16 protein-coding genes, 1 other RNA gene and 1 pseudogene are annotated in these 14177 nt (G+C 52.5%); 10 read left to right on the top strand and 8 right to left on the bottom strand.

Annotated elements, in window-relative coordinates; translation table 11 throughout:
• Nucleotides 1-97: 97 nt before the first annotated feature.
• The 7 genes from O4H49_RS08560 to tkt form a co-directional block, all read right to left on the bottom strand.
• Nucleotides 98-898 carry an inositol monophosphatase family protein gene (locus O4H49_RS08560; RefSeq protein ID WP_020594417.1) on the bottom strand — a complete coding sequence of 267 codons (801 nt, stop codon included), beginning with the start codon at nucleotides 896-898 and terminating at the stop codon, nucleotides 98-100.
• A 61-nt stretch (nucleotides 899-959) separates the two neighbouring features.
• Nucleotides 960-1526 carry an elongation factor P gene (gene efp / locus O4H49_RS08555; RefSeq protein ID WP_331283747.1) on the bottom strand — a complete coding sequence of 189 codons (567 nt, stop codon included), beginning with the start codon at nucleotides 1524-1526 and terminating at the stop codon, nucleotides 960-962.
• 77 nt (nucleotides 1527-1603) lie between these two features.
• Nucleotides 1604-2257 carry a thiamine phosphate synthase gene (locus O4H49_RS08550; RefSeq protein ID WP_269423003.1) on the bottom strand — a complete coding sequence of 218 codons (654 nt, stop codon included), beginning with the start codon at nucleotides 2255-2257 and terminating at the stop codon, nucleotides 1604-1606.
• Nucleotides 2258-2351: 94 nt separating this feature from the next.
• Entirely contained in the window at nucleotides 2352-2990 is a 639-nt protein-coding gene (locus O4H49_RS08545) for a LysE family translocator (RefSeq protein WP_269423002.1), read from the bottom strand.
• Nucleotides 2991-3143: 153 nt separating this feature from the next.
• Entirely contained in the window at nucleotides 3144-4154 is a 1011-nt protein-coding gene (gene gap / locus O4H49_RS08540; protein ID WP_269423001.1) for a type I glyceraldehyde-3-phosphate dehydrogenase, read from the bottom strand.
• 120 nt (nucleotides 4155-4274) lie between these two features.
• Entirely contained in the window at nucleotides 4275-5273 is a 999-nt protein-coding gene (locus O4H49_RS08535) for a class I fructose-bisphosphate aldolase (protein WP_269423000.1), read from the bottom strand.
• 99 nt (nucleotides 5274-5372) lie between these two features.
• Complete coding sequence (gene tkt / locus O4H49_RS08530; RefSeq protein ID WP_269422999.1) at nucleotides 5373-7388, bottom strand: transketolase; 2016 nt, start codon at nucleotides 7386-7388, stop codon at nucleotides 5373-5375.
• Between the two features lie 271 nt (nucleotides 7389-7659).
• On the opposite strand from tkt, the gene O4H49_RS08525 reads away from it, so the two are divergent.
• The 5 genes from O4H49_RS08525 (at nucleotide 7660) to O4H49_RS08505 (ending at nucleotide 10070) form a co-directional block, all read left to right on the top strand.
• The gene (locus tag O4H49_RS08525; protein ID WP_269422998.1) at nucleotides 7660-7899 is read left to right on the top strand and encodes a hypothetical protein; all 240 of its coding nucleotides are present in this window, start codon (nucleotides 7660-7662) and stop codon (nucleotides 7897-7899) included.
• A gap of 1 nt (nucleotide 7900) precedes the next feature.
• Nucleotides 7901-8242, top strand: coding sequence for a cell division protein ZapA (locus tag O4H49_RS08520; RefSeq protein WP_269422997.1), 342 nt, complete (start codon nucleotides 7901-7903; stop codon nucleotides 8240-8242).
• Nucleotides 8243-8251: 9 nt separating this feature from the next.
• Nucleotides 8252-8406: non-coding RNA, 6S RNA (ssrS, locus tag O4H49_RS08515), on the top strand.
• Between the two features lie 75 nt (nucleotides 8407-8481).
• Nucleotides 8482-9084 (top strand): 5-formyltetrahydrofolate cyclo-ligase, encoded by a 603-nt coding sequence (locus tag O4H49_RS08510; protein WP_269422996.1) that lies wholly within the window; start codon nucleotides 8482-8484, stop codon nucleotides 9082-9084.
• A 167-nt stretch (nucleotides 9085-9251) separates the two neighbouring features.
• Nucleotides 9252-10070, top strand: a complete 819-nt coding sequence (locus O4H49_RS08505; RefSeq protein WP_269422995.1) for a TIGR00282 family metallophosphoesterase — start codon at nucleotides 9252-9254, stop codon at nucleotides 10068-10070.
• Nucleotides 10071-10119: 49 nt separating this feature from the next.
• On the opposite strand, the gene O4H49_RS08500 is transcribed toward O4H49_RS08505, so the two are convergent.
• Nucleotides 10120-10422 carry a hypothetical protein gene (locus O4H49_RS08500; protein WP_269422994.1) on the bottom strand — a complete coding sequence of 101 codons (303 nt, stop codon included), beginning with the start codon at nucleotides 10420-10422 and terminating at the stop codon, nucleotides 10120-10122.
• A 213-nt stretch (nucleotides 10423-10635) separates the two neighbouring features.
• On the opposite strand from O4H49_RS08500, the gene O4H49_RS08495 reads away from it, so the two are divergent.
• From O4H49_RS08495 to ybgC, 5 genes and pseudogenes are all read left to right on the top strand, one after another.
• Entirely contained in the window at nucleotides 10636-11388 is a 753-nt protein-coding gene (locus O4H49_RS08495; RefSeq protein WP_269422993.1) for a YebC/PmpR family DNA-binding transcriptional regulator, read from the top strand.
• A 27-nt stretch (nucleotides 11389-11415) separates the two neighbouring features.
• A pseudogene (gene ruvC / locus O4H49_RS08490) lies at nucleotides 11416-11871 on the top strand (crossover junction endodeoxyribonuclease RuvC); the annotation flags it as partial.
• A gap of 140 nt (nucleotides 11872-12011) precedes the next feature.
• Nucleotides 12012-12650, top strand: a complete 639-nt coding sequence (ruvA, locus tag O4H49_RS08485) for a Holliday junction branch migration protein RuvA (protein ID WP_269422992.1) — start codon at nucleotides 12012-12014, stop codon at nucleotides 12648-12650.
• Nucleotides 12647-13717 carry a Holliday junction branch migration DNA helicase RuvB gene (gene ruvB / locus O4H49_RS08480; RefSeq protein ID WP_419715215.1) on the top strand — a complete coding sequence of 357 codons (1071 nt, stop codon included), beginning with the start codon at nucleotides 12647-12649 and terminating at the stop codon, nucleotides 13715-13717. Before ruvA ends, ruvB begins: the two co-directional genes overlap by 4 nt.
• The gene (gene ybgC, locus O4H49_RS08475; RefSeq protein WP_269422991.1) at nucleotides 13714-14169 is read left to right on the top strand and encodes a tol-pal system-associated acyl-CoA thioesterase; all 456 of its coding nucleotides are present in this window, start codon (nucleotides 13714-13716) and stop codon (nucleotides 14167-14169) included. The genes ruvB and ybgC overlap by 4 nt, the downstream gene beginning before the upstream one ends.
• Nucleotides 14170-14177 lie beyond the last annotated feature (8 nt).

Here is a 14177-nt window from a genome sequence, read left to right as displayed (position 1 = left end):
AATGCTGATACAGGGCTACGACAATAGGCAAGGCAGAAAGAACAAAGAGCCCGCATTGTGCAGGCTCTTTGTTCGGTCACCAAATATTGAAATCAGATCAGTATTTTCCTGATTCTTTGAATAGTTTCAGCATCTTGGGGTGAAGATCTATATTGGCGCACAGGATGCTCGGGCTTTCCAGTTTTATTGGACGACCTTCAACTTCGCTGACTGTTCCCCCTGCTTCTTTCACCATCAGTATGCCTGCGGCGACATCCCAGGAAGAGAGATCGCGTTCCCAGAAGGCGTCATAGCGACCACAGGCAACATAGGCCAGGTCCAGAGCAGCGGCGCCCCAGCGGCGAATACCGGCAGTCTGGGCCATAACAGCATTCACTTCCCGAAGGAAAGGTCCCCGGTCTCCGCGACCAAGATAAGGTGTTCCCGTCGCGACCACTGTAGTTTCCAGGGCAACCCGGGCAGAGACCCGAATTCTGCGGTCATTGAGGTAGGCACCGTTACCCTTTTCAGCGGTAAACATTTCGTCCTTGATCGGATCATAAATTACGCCGGCAACAATTTCCCCGCGAACCTCCAGAGCGATCGAGATCGCAAAATGTGGTAATCCATGCAGAAAGTTGGTGGTGCCATCAAGAGGATCAATGATCCAGCGCTCATCAGGACTGCTGCCTTTTTCGATCCCGGCTTCTTCTGTGAGGAAGCCGAATTCAGGACGAGCTCTTTTCAGTTCATCCTTCAGGATTTTTTCAGCTTTCAGATCCGCGGCAGAAACGAAATCAGCGGGACCTTTTTTCGATACCTGCAGATTTTCCACTTCGCCGAAGTCGCGTTTCAGGCTCCGGGCAGCCTTCTCGGCGGCTTTGGCCATAACGGTAATGCGTGGTGAGCGATATGCCATCGAAATTACTTTCCGTTAGTTAGGGCGGAGGACAGCTGCTGACTATCCTCCGTTATCGGCGTTAGTCTTTGGCGCGTTCCACATAGCTGGCATCAGCCGTGTTGACGACAACACGGGTACCAGAAGCAATGTGTGGAGGTACAAGGATGCGCACGCCATTGTCGAGAATAGCCGGCTTGAAGGAAGAAGACGCGGTCTGTCCTTTGACAACGGCATCCGCTTCAACAATTTCGCACACGACAGAGTCAGGCAGAACCACAGAGATCGGCTCTTCTTCGTAGAGTTCGATAGTGACGGTCATACCGTCCTGAAGAAAGGCGACGGGCTCACCAACAAGATCACTATGCAGGGCGATCTGTTCGTAGGTTTCGTTGTTCATGAAGTTGAGCATCTCGCCATCAGCGAAGAGGAACTGGTATTCCATCTGGTCAAGGCGAACCCGGTCAACATCTTCACTGGCGCGGAAGCGTTCGTTGAGTTTGGTTCCGTCGCGGATATCTTTCAATTCAACTTGTAGATATGCGCCGCCTTTGCCTGGCTGGGTGTGCTGGGTTTTCATTGCACGCCACAAGCGGCCTTTGTGTTCAATAATATTGCCGGGGCGAATGGCGTTCCCGTTAATTTTCATGATTAGTGCCCGTCTTTAGTTGTCAAATAACACAGGTATTCATTGTTTCGGTGCGGAAGCTATCAGTTCTGCGCCGTTCAGGCAATCGCCTCGTTGAGTTCGGCAATCGCTTTGGCTGGTCCCGCTGGATGGTTCCAGACTGCTCCCTGGACTGCGACAAAATCGGCTCCGGCTTCAGCATGGTCCCGCGCCAGATCAAGAGAGACATCATCCAGAGATATACAGGGTGGGGTCATCATCGTCTGCCACCAGGTGAGAAGATCGAGTCCTCGAGGACCGTTTTCTTCAAACTCGCGAACTTCAGGGTCATCGATCTCGGGCAAGGGGCGCCTGTTGTTGAAGGCGATATAATCGGCCCCGGCCTCTCCAGCAAGGAGGGCGTCGTGGCGTGAAACACCACAGTCGACACCGACAATGCTTTCGCTTCCCAAATGTTGTCGGGCTTTTTTGTAGGCTGCGGTGGAATTCAGGTGCACACCGTCACAACCCAGACGTAATGCTGTCTCGTAATCATCTTCCAGCAAAAAAGCGATATCACGCTGCTGTGCCAAAGGGCAGAGGCGTGTTGCGATATCCTCAAGCAGGTCAGGTGATGAAGCCGTGCCGCTGAGGAGAATGCAGGAAATCTTCCCGCCGCCCAGGGCTTCATTGAAGGAGGGGAGGAAGCTTTCAAAAGCAAGCTCGCCAGTCAGCAGTTCTGGCGGTGTAAGAAGGTAGAGTTCTGAATTCATAGTTTTTCATACCTGAGGGTATTGGAACTGACAATCGCCAAGTGAGCATAGCTCATAAACGGGTTTGGAATAGGTCCACAAGATGCCCCGAACGTTATGTGCGGTCTTGCAGGCCCAGACGAATTCCGAGGGCAACCAGAATGCTGCCAAGCAGGCGGTCCAGCCAGACACCAACCCGGGGGTGACGTCGCAATGCGAGAGTCATCTTGTCAGCACCCAGCACATAACAAAGCTCTATGGCCACGCCGAGCAGATTGACAATCAGGCCAAGCAGCAGGAACTGAAAGGTTACGTATCCAAATTCAATGTCGATAAACTGGGGCAGAAAGGCCGTAAAAAATATGGCTACTTTCGGGTTCAGAATGTTTACCATAATGCCCTGGCGATAAGCTGAGAGAGGCGTCATGGTTTTGGACGGAGTTTGATTGCCAAGCTCCAGACTGTTTGATCGCGACAGAAGCATCTGGATACCGAGATAGCACAGATAAGCAGCCCCGACCCACTTAACCAGGGTAAAGGCGAGGGCTGAAGTGGCAAGAACAGCTGAAAGACCAAAGGCGGCAGCAAGTATGTGAACCATGGCACCGGAAGCGATTCCGCTGGTGGCGGCAAAGCCGATGCGTTTGCCGTGGGCAATGGTATTGGAAAGGATATAGATCGAATCAGGTCCGGGGGACAGATTTAGCGCAGTTGCGGCGGCAAGAAAGATCAACCAGTGATTCAGGTCATACATGGGTTGGACCGTTCGTTTGAGAAGGATGAGGCAGGGTATTCAATCCTAACAGTCCTGATCTCAAGATGTGAAGAGGCAAGTTGGTCAAAGCAGAAAGCGGAGTACAATGAAGTACTCCGCTTTCTGCTTTTTGTTATGCGATAACGCGAGGCTTTACAGGTTTTCACCCATAGCGACGGCAGTATCTAGCATGCGCAGACTAAAGCCCCATTCATTGTCATACCAGGCCAGAACACGAACGAAGTTGCCGCCGATAATCTGGGTCTGGGTTGTATCAAAGACAGAGGAAGAGGGGTTGTGATTGAAATCACAGGAAACCAGCGGCAGAGAGTTGATGCCCAGAACACCTTTAAGATAGCCTTTGGAGGCATCGATCATGGCGTTGTTGATTTCCTCGACTGTCGTATCCCGTTCGGCTGTAAAAGTCAGATCGATACAGCTGACGTTTGCGGTTGGGACGCGGATGGCGTTTCCTTCCAGCTTGCCTTCAAGCACAGGGAGGACTTCGCCAATGGCACGGGCAGCCCCTGTCGATGTCGGGATCATGGACACGGCGGCGGCACGGGCCCGGCGCAGATCCTTGTGTTTGGAATCCACCGTGGTCTGGTCACCAGTGTAGGCATGAGTCGTGGTCATGAAACCATTTTTGATGCCAATGGTGTTTTGCAGTACATCGACGACTGGTGCCAGGCAGTTGGTGGTGCAGGAGGCATTGGAGACAATCTTGTGATCTGCCTGCAATTTCTTGTGGTTGACCCCGTAGACGACGGTCAGATCACAACCCTTTTTGCAAGGAGCAGAGACCAGAACCTTTTTTGCACCGCCGATCAGGTGCAGGGAGGAGCCTTCAACATTGTTGAAAGCGCCTGTGCATTCCAAAACGATATCCACGCCGTATTTGCTCCAGGGAAGCTTGGCCGGGTCACGATCGTGAAGCATGCGGATCTTGCGACCATTGACGATGAGGTTTTCCTCATCGGCATCAACATCAGCGTTAAGGGTACCGTGCACTGAATCGAATTTAAGCATATGGGCGTGCATAGAGGGTGCACCGGATGCATTGATAGCAACGATTTCGATATCGTCGCGATTGGTCTCGATTGCTCCGCGGAGCGTAAGGCGACCAATGCGACCAAAACCATTGATTCCAACTTTTACTGTCATGATGTGGAACCTATTTTCACTACTCTGATTTAAAGTTTTTTATTGTCTGTCGTCTGTTGGGCTTAAGCCCTTGGTAAAAACGCTCCAACCGTAGGGAAGGAGCGTCTTATTCTGTTCTGCCTAGGCGTAAGTTCCTGTCGCGGCCTTGCTGTTATCCTCGGCACGTTTGATAAAAGCGGCCTGCATGGCTGTGGCATTCTCGCTTTTCCCGCCCCAGGCCAGGAGCGGAGCAGCCTGCAGAGCGCGTCCATAGGAAAAACTGAGTTTCCAGGGGAGATTTCGTCCCAGTTTGTTCATGGCATTGAGATGGGCTGTTGCGAGCTCATCACTTTGGCCGCCGGAAAGGAACACAATTCCGGGTACGGCAGCCGGAACGCAACGCTTGAGCGTATCAAGTGTCCGTTCCGCAACGTCATCTACGGAATTCTGTTCAGGGCAATCCTGACCAGCAATAACCATATTGGGCTTCAGAAGAATACCTTCCAGCTCGACTTCCTGATTTGCCAGTTCGGCAAAAACCGATCGCAACACTTCTTCGCTGACGGCCTGACAAACATTGATATCGTGTTCACCATCCATCAGAATTTCTGGTTCTACAATCGGCACCATCCCGGCTTCCTGTGCCAGAGCAGCGTAGCGTGCAAGGGCATGGGCATTGGCGTGAATGGCCGCAAAACTGGGTGATTCATCCGTGATGTGATACACGCCGCGCCATTTGGTGAACTTGGCACCAAGACCGGCGTATTCGTTCAGACGATCCCGGAGGCCGTCGAGGCCTTCTGTAATGGTTTCGCCCGGGTGACCTGCCAGGGTTTTTGCCCCGAGGTCTACCTTGATACCTGGAATGATGTTCTGATCCTGGAGAACTTTGGCAAGAGGTGTGCCGTCGGCTGCAGTCTGGCGCAGGGTCTCGTCATAAAGGATAACACCGCTAATGTATCTCTCGATACCGGGTGCCCTAAACAGGAGTTCCCTGTAATCCCGGCGCGAACTGTCCGTTGATTCTGTTGAAATGGAATCAAATCGTTTTTTGATTGTGCCAGTGCTTTCGTCGGCGGCAAGGATCCCTTTGCCGTCAACAACGAGTGCCTGTGCAATGTCTGCAAGTGTTTCAGTCATGGTTTGTTACCTTGCATATTTCTGGGAATAGCTTCCCGAGTATATATAGCCTGGTGGTGTCCCGGGAGAATTTTCCCCCGGGGCACACAGGATTTGGGCTCAAAGACGTGCCTTCACAGCTTCGACAATGGCTTCAGGTGTGATCTTGAACTTCTTGTACAACTGGTCAATCGGTGCCGAAGCACCAAAATCTTCCATGCCGACAAATGCGCCATGCTGGCCGATCCACTCATGCCAGCCAAAGGACAGCGCGGCTTCAACCGCAACGGTCAGTGTGCCGGGGGAGAGAACCTCGTCTCGATAATGCTGGGGTTGCTGTTTGAAGATTTCCCAGCAAGGCATGGAAACAACAGCTGTTCCGATTCCCATTGCTTCAAGAAGCTTTTGGCCCTGAATGGCAATTTCGACTTCGGAACCTGAAGCAAGCAGAGTCACCTGTCGATCCAGAACTGATGGGTTGAGGATGTAGCCACCATATCCGGAATAGTTGACCGAGATATCCTTGCGCTGGGCAGGAAGTCCCTGACGGGTCAGGGCAATTACGGATGGTGTATCTTCTGCTTCCAGAGCCAATTCCCAACATTCGGCTGTCTCAATGGCATCTGCAGGGCGGAAGACATTGAGATTTGGAATCGCGCGTAGGGAGGCGAGGTGCTCGACAGGTTGATGGGTCGGGCCGTCTTCGCCAAGGCCAATGGAATCATGGGTCATGACATAGATGACCCGCTGTTTCATCAGGGCAGAAAGGCGAATGGAGGGGCGGCAATAGTCAGTGAAGACCAGGAAGGTTCCACCGTAAGGGATAAAACCACCGTATAGAGCCAGACCGTTCATGGCTGCGGCCATGCCGTGTTCGCGAACACCGTAATAAACGTAACTGCCTTCGAAATTACTGGCAGTTACCGGTCCCTGGCTTCCGGATTTGGTGTTGTTTGATCCAGTCAGATCCGCTGAGCCACCAATCATCTGTGGAATAGCGGCTGTCAAAACATCCAGAGCATTCTGTGAAGATTGACGGGTCGCCAGTTTTGGAACTTCGGCAGCTACTTTCTGTTTATAGGCCTGGATGGATTCTTTCCAGCCTTCAGGCAACTTGCCAGAGATCTGCTGTTCAAACTGTGTGCGTTTTTCTGCCGGAAGAGCGGCAAGATTTTCATCCCAGGCAGACGCAAATTCAGCACCGCGTTTCCCGGCTGAACGCCAGGCATTCAGGATGTTGTCCGGAATTTCAAAAGGTGCATGCGGCCAGCCGATTTTGGCGCGTGTACCTGCAATTTCTTCATCGCCGAGAGGTGCGCCGTGGGTTTTGGACGTGCCGGCTTTGGTTGGCGCACCAAAACCGATAACGGTCTTGCAGGCAATCAGTGAAGGCTTGTCGCTGTTGCGGGCAGCTTCGATGGCCTGGGCAATGGCTTCTGGATCGTGTCCGTCGACAGCGACGGCATCCCAGCCACAGGCTTGAAAACGCATCAGCTGGTTGTCGGAAACGGAAAGATCGGTCGAACCGTCAATCGTGATGCCGTTATCATCAAAAAGTACAATCAGCTTGCTGAGCTTCAGATGTCCAGCAAGAGAAATTGCTTCATGACTGATACCTTCCATAAGACAGCCGTCACCAGCAATGGCATAGGTGTGGTGATCAACGATGTTGTCGCCATAGCGGGCGTTCATCAGACGCTCACCCAGAGCCATTCCAACAGCTGTGGCAATGCCCTGTCCCAGTGGTCCGGTTGTGGTCTCGATACCCGGTGCGTGGCCGTATTCGGGGTGCCCGGCAGTAATGCTGTCCAGCTGGCGGAAATTCTTCAGCTGCTCCATTGTCATATCCGGATAACCGGTGAGATGAAGCAAGGAATAGATCAGCATTGATCCATGTCCGGCAGACAGCACGAAGCGGTCGCGGTTTGCCCAGTCGGGGCGCAAAGGATCAAATTTTAGAAAACGGCTAAAAAGAACAGTAGCAACATCAGCCATGCCCATTGGCATTCCTGGATGGCCCGAATTCGCGCGCTGAACGGCATCCATAGAAAGAGCACGAATGGCATTTGCCATTTCGCTGTGGTTACTACCTGGCGCGGCGTCCGCAGCAGAAACGGGAAAGCGCAGTGCAGTCATATTATAGGTCCCCAAGTGGGTTCAGTTTATCCTGCCCATCTACAGGGCAGGGCCCAGTACCGGCGGCAAAATGCCCCTTTGGATGCCGGAGGTCAACAGGGTTATCGGGAATTGTTGTCACGCTCCCCCTTTTGCCTGTATGAAAACCCGGCAGAGATCGCATTCAGGTAGGGACAGTTGACCGCTACGGGTGCCTCGACATACTCTGTTAGTTATTGATACTGCCGGAAAAATCACACCGGAGAGATTAGACCGGAAAATTTACCAGTGAATGGCCAATTTTAATATGACCAGACTATTGAAAGCTGTTGATCGGCTCACAAATGCAATTGAGACGCTTGATACGCGTTTGGAAGCACGATTACGCGACTCCGCTAAATCGTACGGGGTAATGGAAACGCAGCTGAAACAGAGCCGGGATGAAAATGCTGAGCTCACTAAATTAAAACAAGAAGTCGGTGATCGCCTGGACACAGTGATCGGTCAGCTCGCAGCGGCACTGGAGAAATAGGATGGCTCAGGTTACTCTTAATGTGAACGGTCGAAAATATTCGATCAGCTGTCAGGATGGCCAAGAGGATCATCTTCTCGGATTATCCAAGTATATCAATCAGAAGATCGAAGAACTCAGAGGGTCAATGGGGCAAGTCAGTGAAGCGCACCTGCTTCTTATGGCAGGCTTGCTGCTTGCTGACGAACTGCACGAAGCCTATATCCAGATCGATGATGGCAAGACTGTTGGCGGACAAAAGAGTTCGGCAAATGGCGAAGTGGAGGCAGAGCAAGTCGCTGCCGCGCTGGAAAGTTGTGCCGATCGTCTGGAAGATATTGCTGCCCGGCTGGAAAGCCAGTAGAAGAACGTTCTGGTGCTGCGGAACGCGTGAGGTTCGTAATTTCCCTGGGGCCTAAATCTTCTTACGGGAGCTGTCCCTGCTGGGATCGTGGTCTTGGTATATGGCGCCCACCTGCATTGCAGGCCACAAGAGGACTTGGAACTAACGGTTACTGTGGCACCACTTAAACTTCCTTTCGGGTTATTGATGTAACATTGAGGGCTGGACTGTTATGCCAGCACCGGAAGGGGGCGATATTCATGTCAGATGAACTCATCATTGATCAGCAAAAAAAGGCTCTCCGCAAAGAGGCCAAGAAGCAACGCGCACAGGCATTCGCTTCCGTGCCGGATGCGGCAACGCTCCTTCGTGATCGTCTTTTCGAGGCGGTCGATTTGCCTGCCGGGGCTGTTGTCACGGCTTATTGGCCGCTTGGGGATGAGCTGGATCCCCTTCCCTTGTTACATGCTTTGTATGAACGCGGTTTTCGCCCTGTGCTTCCTGTCATGCTGGGGGAGGGGAAACCTTTGATCTTCCGTAGTTGGGCGCCCGGAGATGAACTGGTCGAGGCGGGATTCGGGACAAGAGAACCTGCTCAAGGCAAGGAAGAACTTAACCCGGATGTGCTTTTTGTGCCTCTTCTGGCCTTCGATAGGGCGGGTTATCGCCTGGGTTATGGTGGGGGGTTTTATGACCGGACACTGGAAAAGCTCAGGAAATTTAAAAAGGTCACGGCAATCGGGATCGCCTATGCCGCTCAGGAAGTGGACACTGTCATTCGGGGACCTTATGACCAGCCACTGGACTGGATCGTCACCGAGCGCGAAGCCTTCCAGATTGCCCGAAACACCGAGCCTGAATAGAGGGGAGATGGGGATTAACCCCAGGTCGCCCGTTGAGATGTTTTCCCAGATTATTCTTGGACTGAGTCAGGATAAACCTTATACCTGCTGCTGGATTTAACAGCGGCTGCGTCCTTGTCTTTAACTTTGACCTGTCGAATTTGGCCCCGATGTCTGAAGGAAAAGTAATGAGACTGTTGTTTTGCGGAGATGTGGTCGGACGTTCCGGGCGCGATGCCATAGCCAAATATTTGCCGGGATTGCGTCGTGATCTGAAACTGGACTTTGTTGTGGTTAATGGCGAAAACGCGGCCTCTGGTTTCGGAATTACCGAAAAGATCTGCAAACAGTTTATTGAATCCGGTGCAGATGTGGTCTCGGGAGGGAACCACAGTTGGGATCAGCGGGAATCCTTGAGTTTTATCAATAACGAAGCTCGTTTGTTGCGTCCTGTGAACTTTCCTGAAGGGGCTCCGGGCCGGGGAGCTGCGCTCTATGAGGCGCCAGGTGGTCGCAAGGTGATGGTCATCAATGCCATGGGTCGGGTGTTTATGGATCCGATGGATGATCCCTTTGCTGTTATTGCCAAGATTCTTGAACGCTATCGGCTGGGAACGGGGCTTTCCGCCGTCATCGTTGACTTTCACGGTGAAGCCACCAGTGAAAAAATGGCTATGGGACATTTTCTTGATGGCAAGGTCAGTCTTGTCGTCGGAACCCACACACATGTCCCGACAGCTGATCATACGATCCTACCAGGTGGCACAGCTTACCAGAGTGATGTCGGCATGACCGGCGATTTCGATTCCGTAATCGGCATGAAGAAAGAAGTGCCGATTATGCGCTTTACCCGAAAATTGCCAACGGAGCGTATGAGCCCTGCAACGGGGGAAGCGACTCTCTGTGCTCTTTTTGTGGAAACTGACGATAAAACCGGACTGGCGCTTCGGGTTGAACCTGTTCGTATCGGAGGGCGTTTGTCGCAGAGTATGCCAGAAGTCGCGTGAATACAGTCAAGCAATCTCGGTAGGGGCTTTTCGGGGTTTGAATACGGGGCTAGCTGTGGCGGGACAGCTCTGCAGAGAGGTTTTTAAAGCGTTCAACCTCTTCGATCATTAGGGAGGCCTGGCCCAGAGTGTCTGCCGCGATTGCGCGGCCCTGTTGCAGGAGGTTCTGGTCGCCAGCGGTGGAGCGTTGTACATTCTTTGCTACGAGCAGCAGAGTGTTTAAGGCGTCCATACCTGCGTCCATCGCAAAATCCTCGGTCAAAGAGGCAGCAATCTCGGCTCTACGGGAAAACTCCTTGGCATCAATCTGGTTGTCTTGTGAGAAATCAAGGATATGGAATTCTTCTGCCATAATGTCGTGTCGTTCCTGTTGGAGGCAACGCAGTAGAGTATATCACGTTATTATCTTTAGCTTAAACTTTAGTTAATTGCCGGTTTACTGAGCCGGTGCAATCTGCGGTGAGATAGAAAAAAACCAGTGATTGGGGCTTCTTCTGTCGGGGAAATCCTGATAGAAGGCTTTAAAATTTCCGTTTCACTAGACAAGAATTTAGGAAGTCTGCTCATGGCAGGACATTCACAATTTAAAAACATCATGCACCGCAAAGGTGCGCAGGATAAAAAGCGGGCAAAGATTTTTGCCCGTCATACCCGTGAGATCATGGTTGCTGCCCGTTCTGGCCTTCCTGATCCCGAGCAGAATTCGGCTTTGCGTAATGCTATTATGTCTGCGCGTGTTGCCAACATGCCCAAAGACAACATCGATCGGGCGATCAAACGCGTGGCTGGTGGTGAAGAAGTCGCCAACTATGAAGATGTGCGCTATGAGGGCTATGGTCCAGGTGGTGTTGCGGTGATCGTTGAAGCCTCAACCGATAACCGCAACCGCACAGCTTCAGAGGTGCGGGCCGCTTTCTCAAAGCTGGGTGGTGCACTGGCCGAGACCGGAAGTGTTTCTTTCATGTTCGACCGCGTCGGTGTGATCACTTATCCGCTTGAGACTGCTGATGCCGACAGTATGTTCGAGGCTGCGGCTGAAGCTGGGGCAGATAATGTGGAAACTCTGGAAGAGCAGCATGACATCATCTGTGATCCTGATGACTTTGCCACTGTGCGCGATGCCTTGAACGAACGTTTCGGCGCCCCGAGTGAGCTGGGGTTGCAGTGGAGACCACAGAATACAGTCAGCCTGACGGAAGACCAGGCATCGACCATGCTCAAATTGATTGATGTGCTGGATGAGAGCGACGATGTCCAGAACGTCAGTGCCAATTTTGAAATTGATGACGAGATTATGGCCAAGCTGACAGCTGGCTAGATCATAGAGGAGGCCGGACCGGGAACTATGAGGATCATTGGACTGGATCCCGGCCTTCGTTTTACCGGGTGGGGCATTATTGAGTCTGAAGGCAACCGTTTGCACCATGTGGCAAACGGGGTGATCAAAACCCTTTCAACCAATGAACTCCCCAATCGCCTGGTTGAAATTCACGACGGCATACGTGCTGTTCTCGGGGATTATCAGCCTGATGAGGCTGCCGTTGAAATCACCCTTGCAAACAAGAATCCCAGTTCGACCCTGAAACTCGGAATGGCGCGGGGAATTGCGCTGATTACACCGGCGCTGGCCGGACTGTCGGTCGGAGAATACCTGCCGATGATTGTCAAAAAATCAGTGGTGGGAACCGGCCACGCAACCAAGGATCAGGTTGCCATGATGGTTGAGCGTCTTATGCCGGGGTGCAAAATCACATCATCAGATGCAGCGGATGCCTTGGCTGTTGCGATTTGTCATGCGCATAATGTCTCAACCGGGCGAAAGTGGGCTGCGGGCGTTAGTGATCCTATTGCTGCAGCCTTGGCCAAGCAGGATGAGGCCAAGAAACATAACGAGATTTCGCCCTACACGGCTGTAGCCAAGGGCAGGGGGAAGAAGTTTAGATGATTGGCAAGTTGACCGGCAAAGTTGATTCCAGCGGTGATGACTGGGTGATGCTTGATGTCGGAGGGGTGGGCTATATAGCTTTTTGTTCAAGCCGAACCCTTTCTGCTTTGCCACCTGCTGGTGAAATCGCCAGTCTTCTTATCGAGACCCATGTGCGCGAAGATCATTTCCACCTGTTCGGTTTTTCCAGCCAGGCTGAAAAGGACTGGTATCGCACCTTGAGTACGGTTCAGGGCGTTGGCGCCAAAATGGCCTTGTCTCTGCTTTCGGCAATCTCTCCGCAAGAACTCTCTCTGGCTATCGCGGCGCAAGACAAGACGACCCTTACCCGGGCGAACGGGGTCGGTCCCAAGCTGGCTGTGCGTATCATCACCGAACTGAAAGACAAGATTGGTAATCTCTCTTTGGGAGCGACGGTCAGTGCTGATGAAATCTCGGGGGAGGGCAAGGCGGGCATGCCACTTTCCGGGCAGAGCAACCTTACTGTATCTGAAGATGCCGTTTCGGCTTTGGTTAACCTGGGCTATCGAAGATCTGAGGCCTATAGTGCCGTTGCCAAGGTGGCAAGTGACAAGGGAGTGGATGCTGACCTTGAAGTTCTGATTAAAGGTGGATTGGCGGAGTTGATGAAATGAGTGAAGAGCGATTGATCTCTGCCGAATTTTCTGAAGGTGACGGAGCCGAAAAATCTTTGAGGCCGTTGAGCCTTGCCGAATTTATCGGTCAGCGGCAGCTGCGCGAGAACCTGCATATTTTTATCGAGGCTGCCAAACAGCGCGGTGATGCTCTTGACCATGTTCTGTTTTTTGGTCCGCCCGGACTTGGTAAAACGACTCTGTCTCAGGTGGTGGCACGAGAGTTGGGCGTTGGCTTTCGGGCGACGTCGGGACCCGTTATTGCCAAGGCAGGGGATCTGGCTGCAATTTTGACCAACCTGCAGCCCTATGATGTGCTTTTTATTGATGAGATTCACCGCCTCTCCCCTATTGTCGAGGAAATTCTTTATCCGGCGATGGAGGATTTTAAGCTTGATCTGATTATCGGCGAAGGGCCAGCGGCAAGATCTGTACAGATTGATCTGCCGCCCTTTACCCTGATCGGGGCAACGACCCGCTCGGGGTTGATTTCCACGCCCCTGAGAGAGCGCTTCGGGATTCCCCTGCGGCTTCAGTTCTATGAACCTGAGGAACTTCAGCAGATTGTTGCGCGAGGCGCCCGTATTCTTGAAATGCCAATGACAGATGAAGGCGCATTGGAAATCGCCCGCCGTTCCCGGGGAACGCCGCGGGTTTCCGGTCGCCTGTTGCGCCGTGTCCGGGATTTTTCTTCTGTCGCAGGGGTTGAGCTGATCGAGGCGCGGGATGCCGATGTCGCCCTGAAGCGGCTTGACGTTGACGAGGCGGGTCTGGATGCCATGGATCGTAAATACCTGCGGATTATTGCCGATAACTATGGCGGCGGACCTGTCGGGGCAGAAACGCTTGCAGCAGCTTTGTCAGAGCAGCGGGATGTGATCGAGGACGTCATCGAACCTTATCTGATTCAGCAGGGGCTGTTACAGCGTACCCCCCGGGGGCGCATGCTGACTTCGTCTGGGTACCGCTATCTGGGGCTGTCCGAACCTCGGGATGTATCTTTGCGCCGGACCGTCCAGATGGATCTGTTATCAGAGTCCTCTGCCAATCCGGATGAAGAGACATGAGTGTGAAACAAATCTGTGATCTTCCCCCGTCAGGGCTTATCGAAAAGGGTATCCACCATTTTCCGGTCAGGGTGTATTACGAAGACACTGATAATGCCAAAATTGTCTATCACGCCAATTACTTAAAGTTTGCCGAGCGGGCAAGGACAGAAATATTGCGTCTTGTTGGCCTTGAGCAAACTGAATTGAGCAAGCGTTTCGGCCTTTTTTTTGCCGTAAAGGACTGCTTTGTTACATTCGCCCGGCCTGCGCGCCTTGATGATCTGCTGGTAGTCCGTTCCCGAATCACTGTGATAAGGGGAGCAAGCCTTTCTTTTGAGCAGGTGATCATGTTTGGAGATGCGGAAATCGCCAGATGTGATATTCGTATCGCCTGTGTTGACGAAAGGGGAGGGCCGGCTCGGATTCCGGCCGAAGTTCGTCAGGCTTTTACATCTATTTTAGGGTTCTAGAAGGAGCT

This window comes from Kiloniella laminariae (assembly GCF_027214005.1).
Classification (GTDB): domain Bacteria; phylum Pseudomonadota; class Alphaproteobacteria; order Kiloniellales; family Kiloniellaceae; genus Kiloniella; species Kiloniella laminariae_A.
Note: the sequence above shows the minus strand (reverse complement) of the source record. Positions and strands in the feature narration are given on the sequence as shown.

Bases quoted from the DNA above. Each gene is read 5' to 3' on its own strand.
- O4H49_RS08560 (WP_020594417.1), bottom strand. From the start codon at position 898: ATGGCATATCGCTCACCACGCATTACCGTTATGGCCAAAGCCGCCGAG.
- efp (WP_331283747.1), bottom strand. From the start codon at position 1,526: ATGAAAATTAACGGGAACGCCATTCGCCCCGGCAATATTATTGAACAC.
- O4H49_RS08550 (WP_269423003.1), bottom strand. From the start codon at position 2,257: ATGAATTCAGAACTCTACCTTCTTACACCGCCAGAACTGCTGACTGGC.
- O4H49_RS08545 (WP_269423002.1), bottom strand. From the start codon at position 2,990: ATGTATGACCTGAATCACTGGTTGATCTTTCTTGCCGCCGCAACTGCG.
- gap (WP_269423001.1), bottom strand. From the start codon at position 4,154: ATGACAGTAAAAGTTGGAATCAATGGTTTTGGTCGCATTGGTCGCCTT.
- O4H49_RS08535 (WP_269423000.1), bottom strand. From the start codon at position 5,273: ATGACTGAAACACTTGCAGACATTGCACAGGCACTCGTTGTTGACGGC.
- tkt (WP_269422999.1), bottom strand. From the start codon at position 7,388: ATGACTGCACTGCGCTTTCCCGTTTCTGCTGCGGACGCCGCGCCAGGT.
- O4H49_RS08525 (WP_269422998.1), top strand. From the start codon at position 7,660: ATGGCCAATTTTAATATGACCAGACTATTGAAAGCTGTTGATCGGCTC.
- O4H49_RS08520 (WP_269422997.1), top strand. From the start codon at position 7,901: ATGGCTCAGGTTACTCTTAATGTGAACGGTCGAAAATATTCGATCAGC.
- O4H49_RS08510 (WP_269422996.1), top strand. From the start codon at position 8,482: ATGTCAGATGAACTCATCATTGATCAGCAAAAAAAGGCTCTCCGCAAA.
- O4H49_RS08505 (WP_269422995.1), top strand. From the start codon at position 9,252: ATGAGACTGTTGTTTTGCGGAGATGTGGTCGGACGTTCCGGGCGCGAT.
- O4H49_RS08500 (WP_269422994.1), bottom strand. From the start codon at position 10,422: ATGGCAGAAGAATTCCATATCCTTGATTTCTCACAAGACAACCAGATT.
- O4H49_RS08495 (WP_269422993.1), top strand. From the start codon at position 10,636: ATGGCAGGACATTCACAATTTAAAAACATCATGCACCGCAAAGGTGCG.
- ruvA (WP_269422992.1), top strand. From the start codon at position 12,012: ATGATTGGCAAGTTGACCGGCAAAGTTGATTCCAGCGGTGATGACTGG.
- ruvB (WP_419715215.1), top strand. From the start codon at position 12,647: ATGAGTGAAGAGCGATTGATCTCTGCCGAATTTTCTGAAGGTGACGGA.
- ybgC (WP_269422991.1), top strand. From the start codon at position 13,714: ATGAGTGTGAAACAAATCTGTGATCTTCCCCCGTCAGGGCTTATCGAA.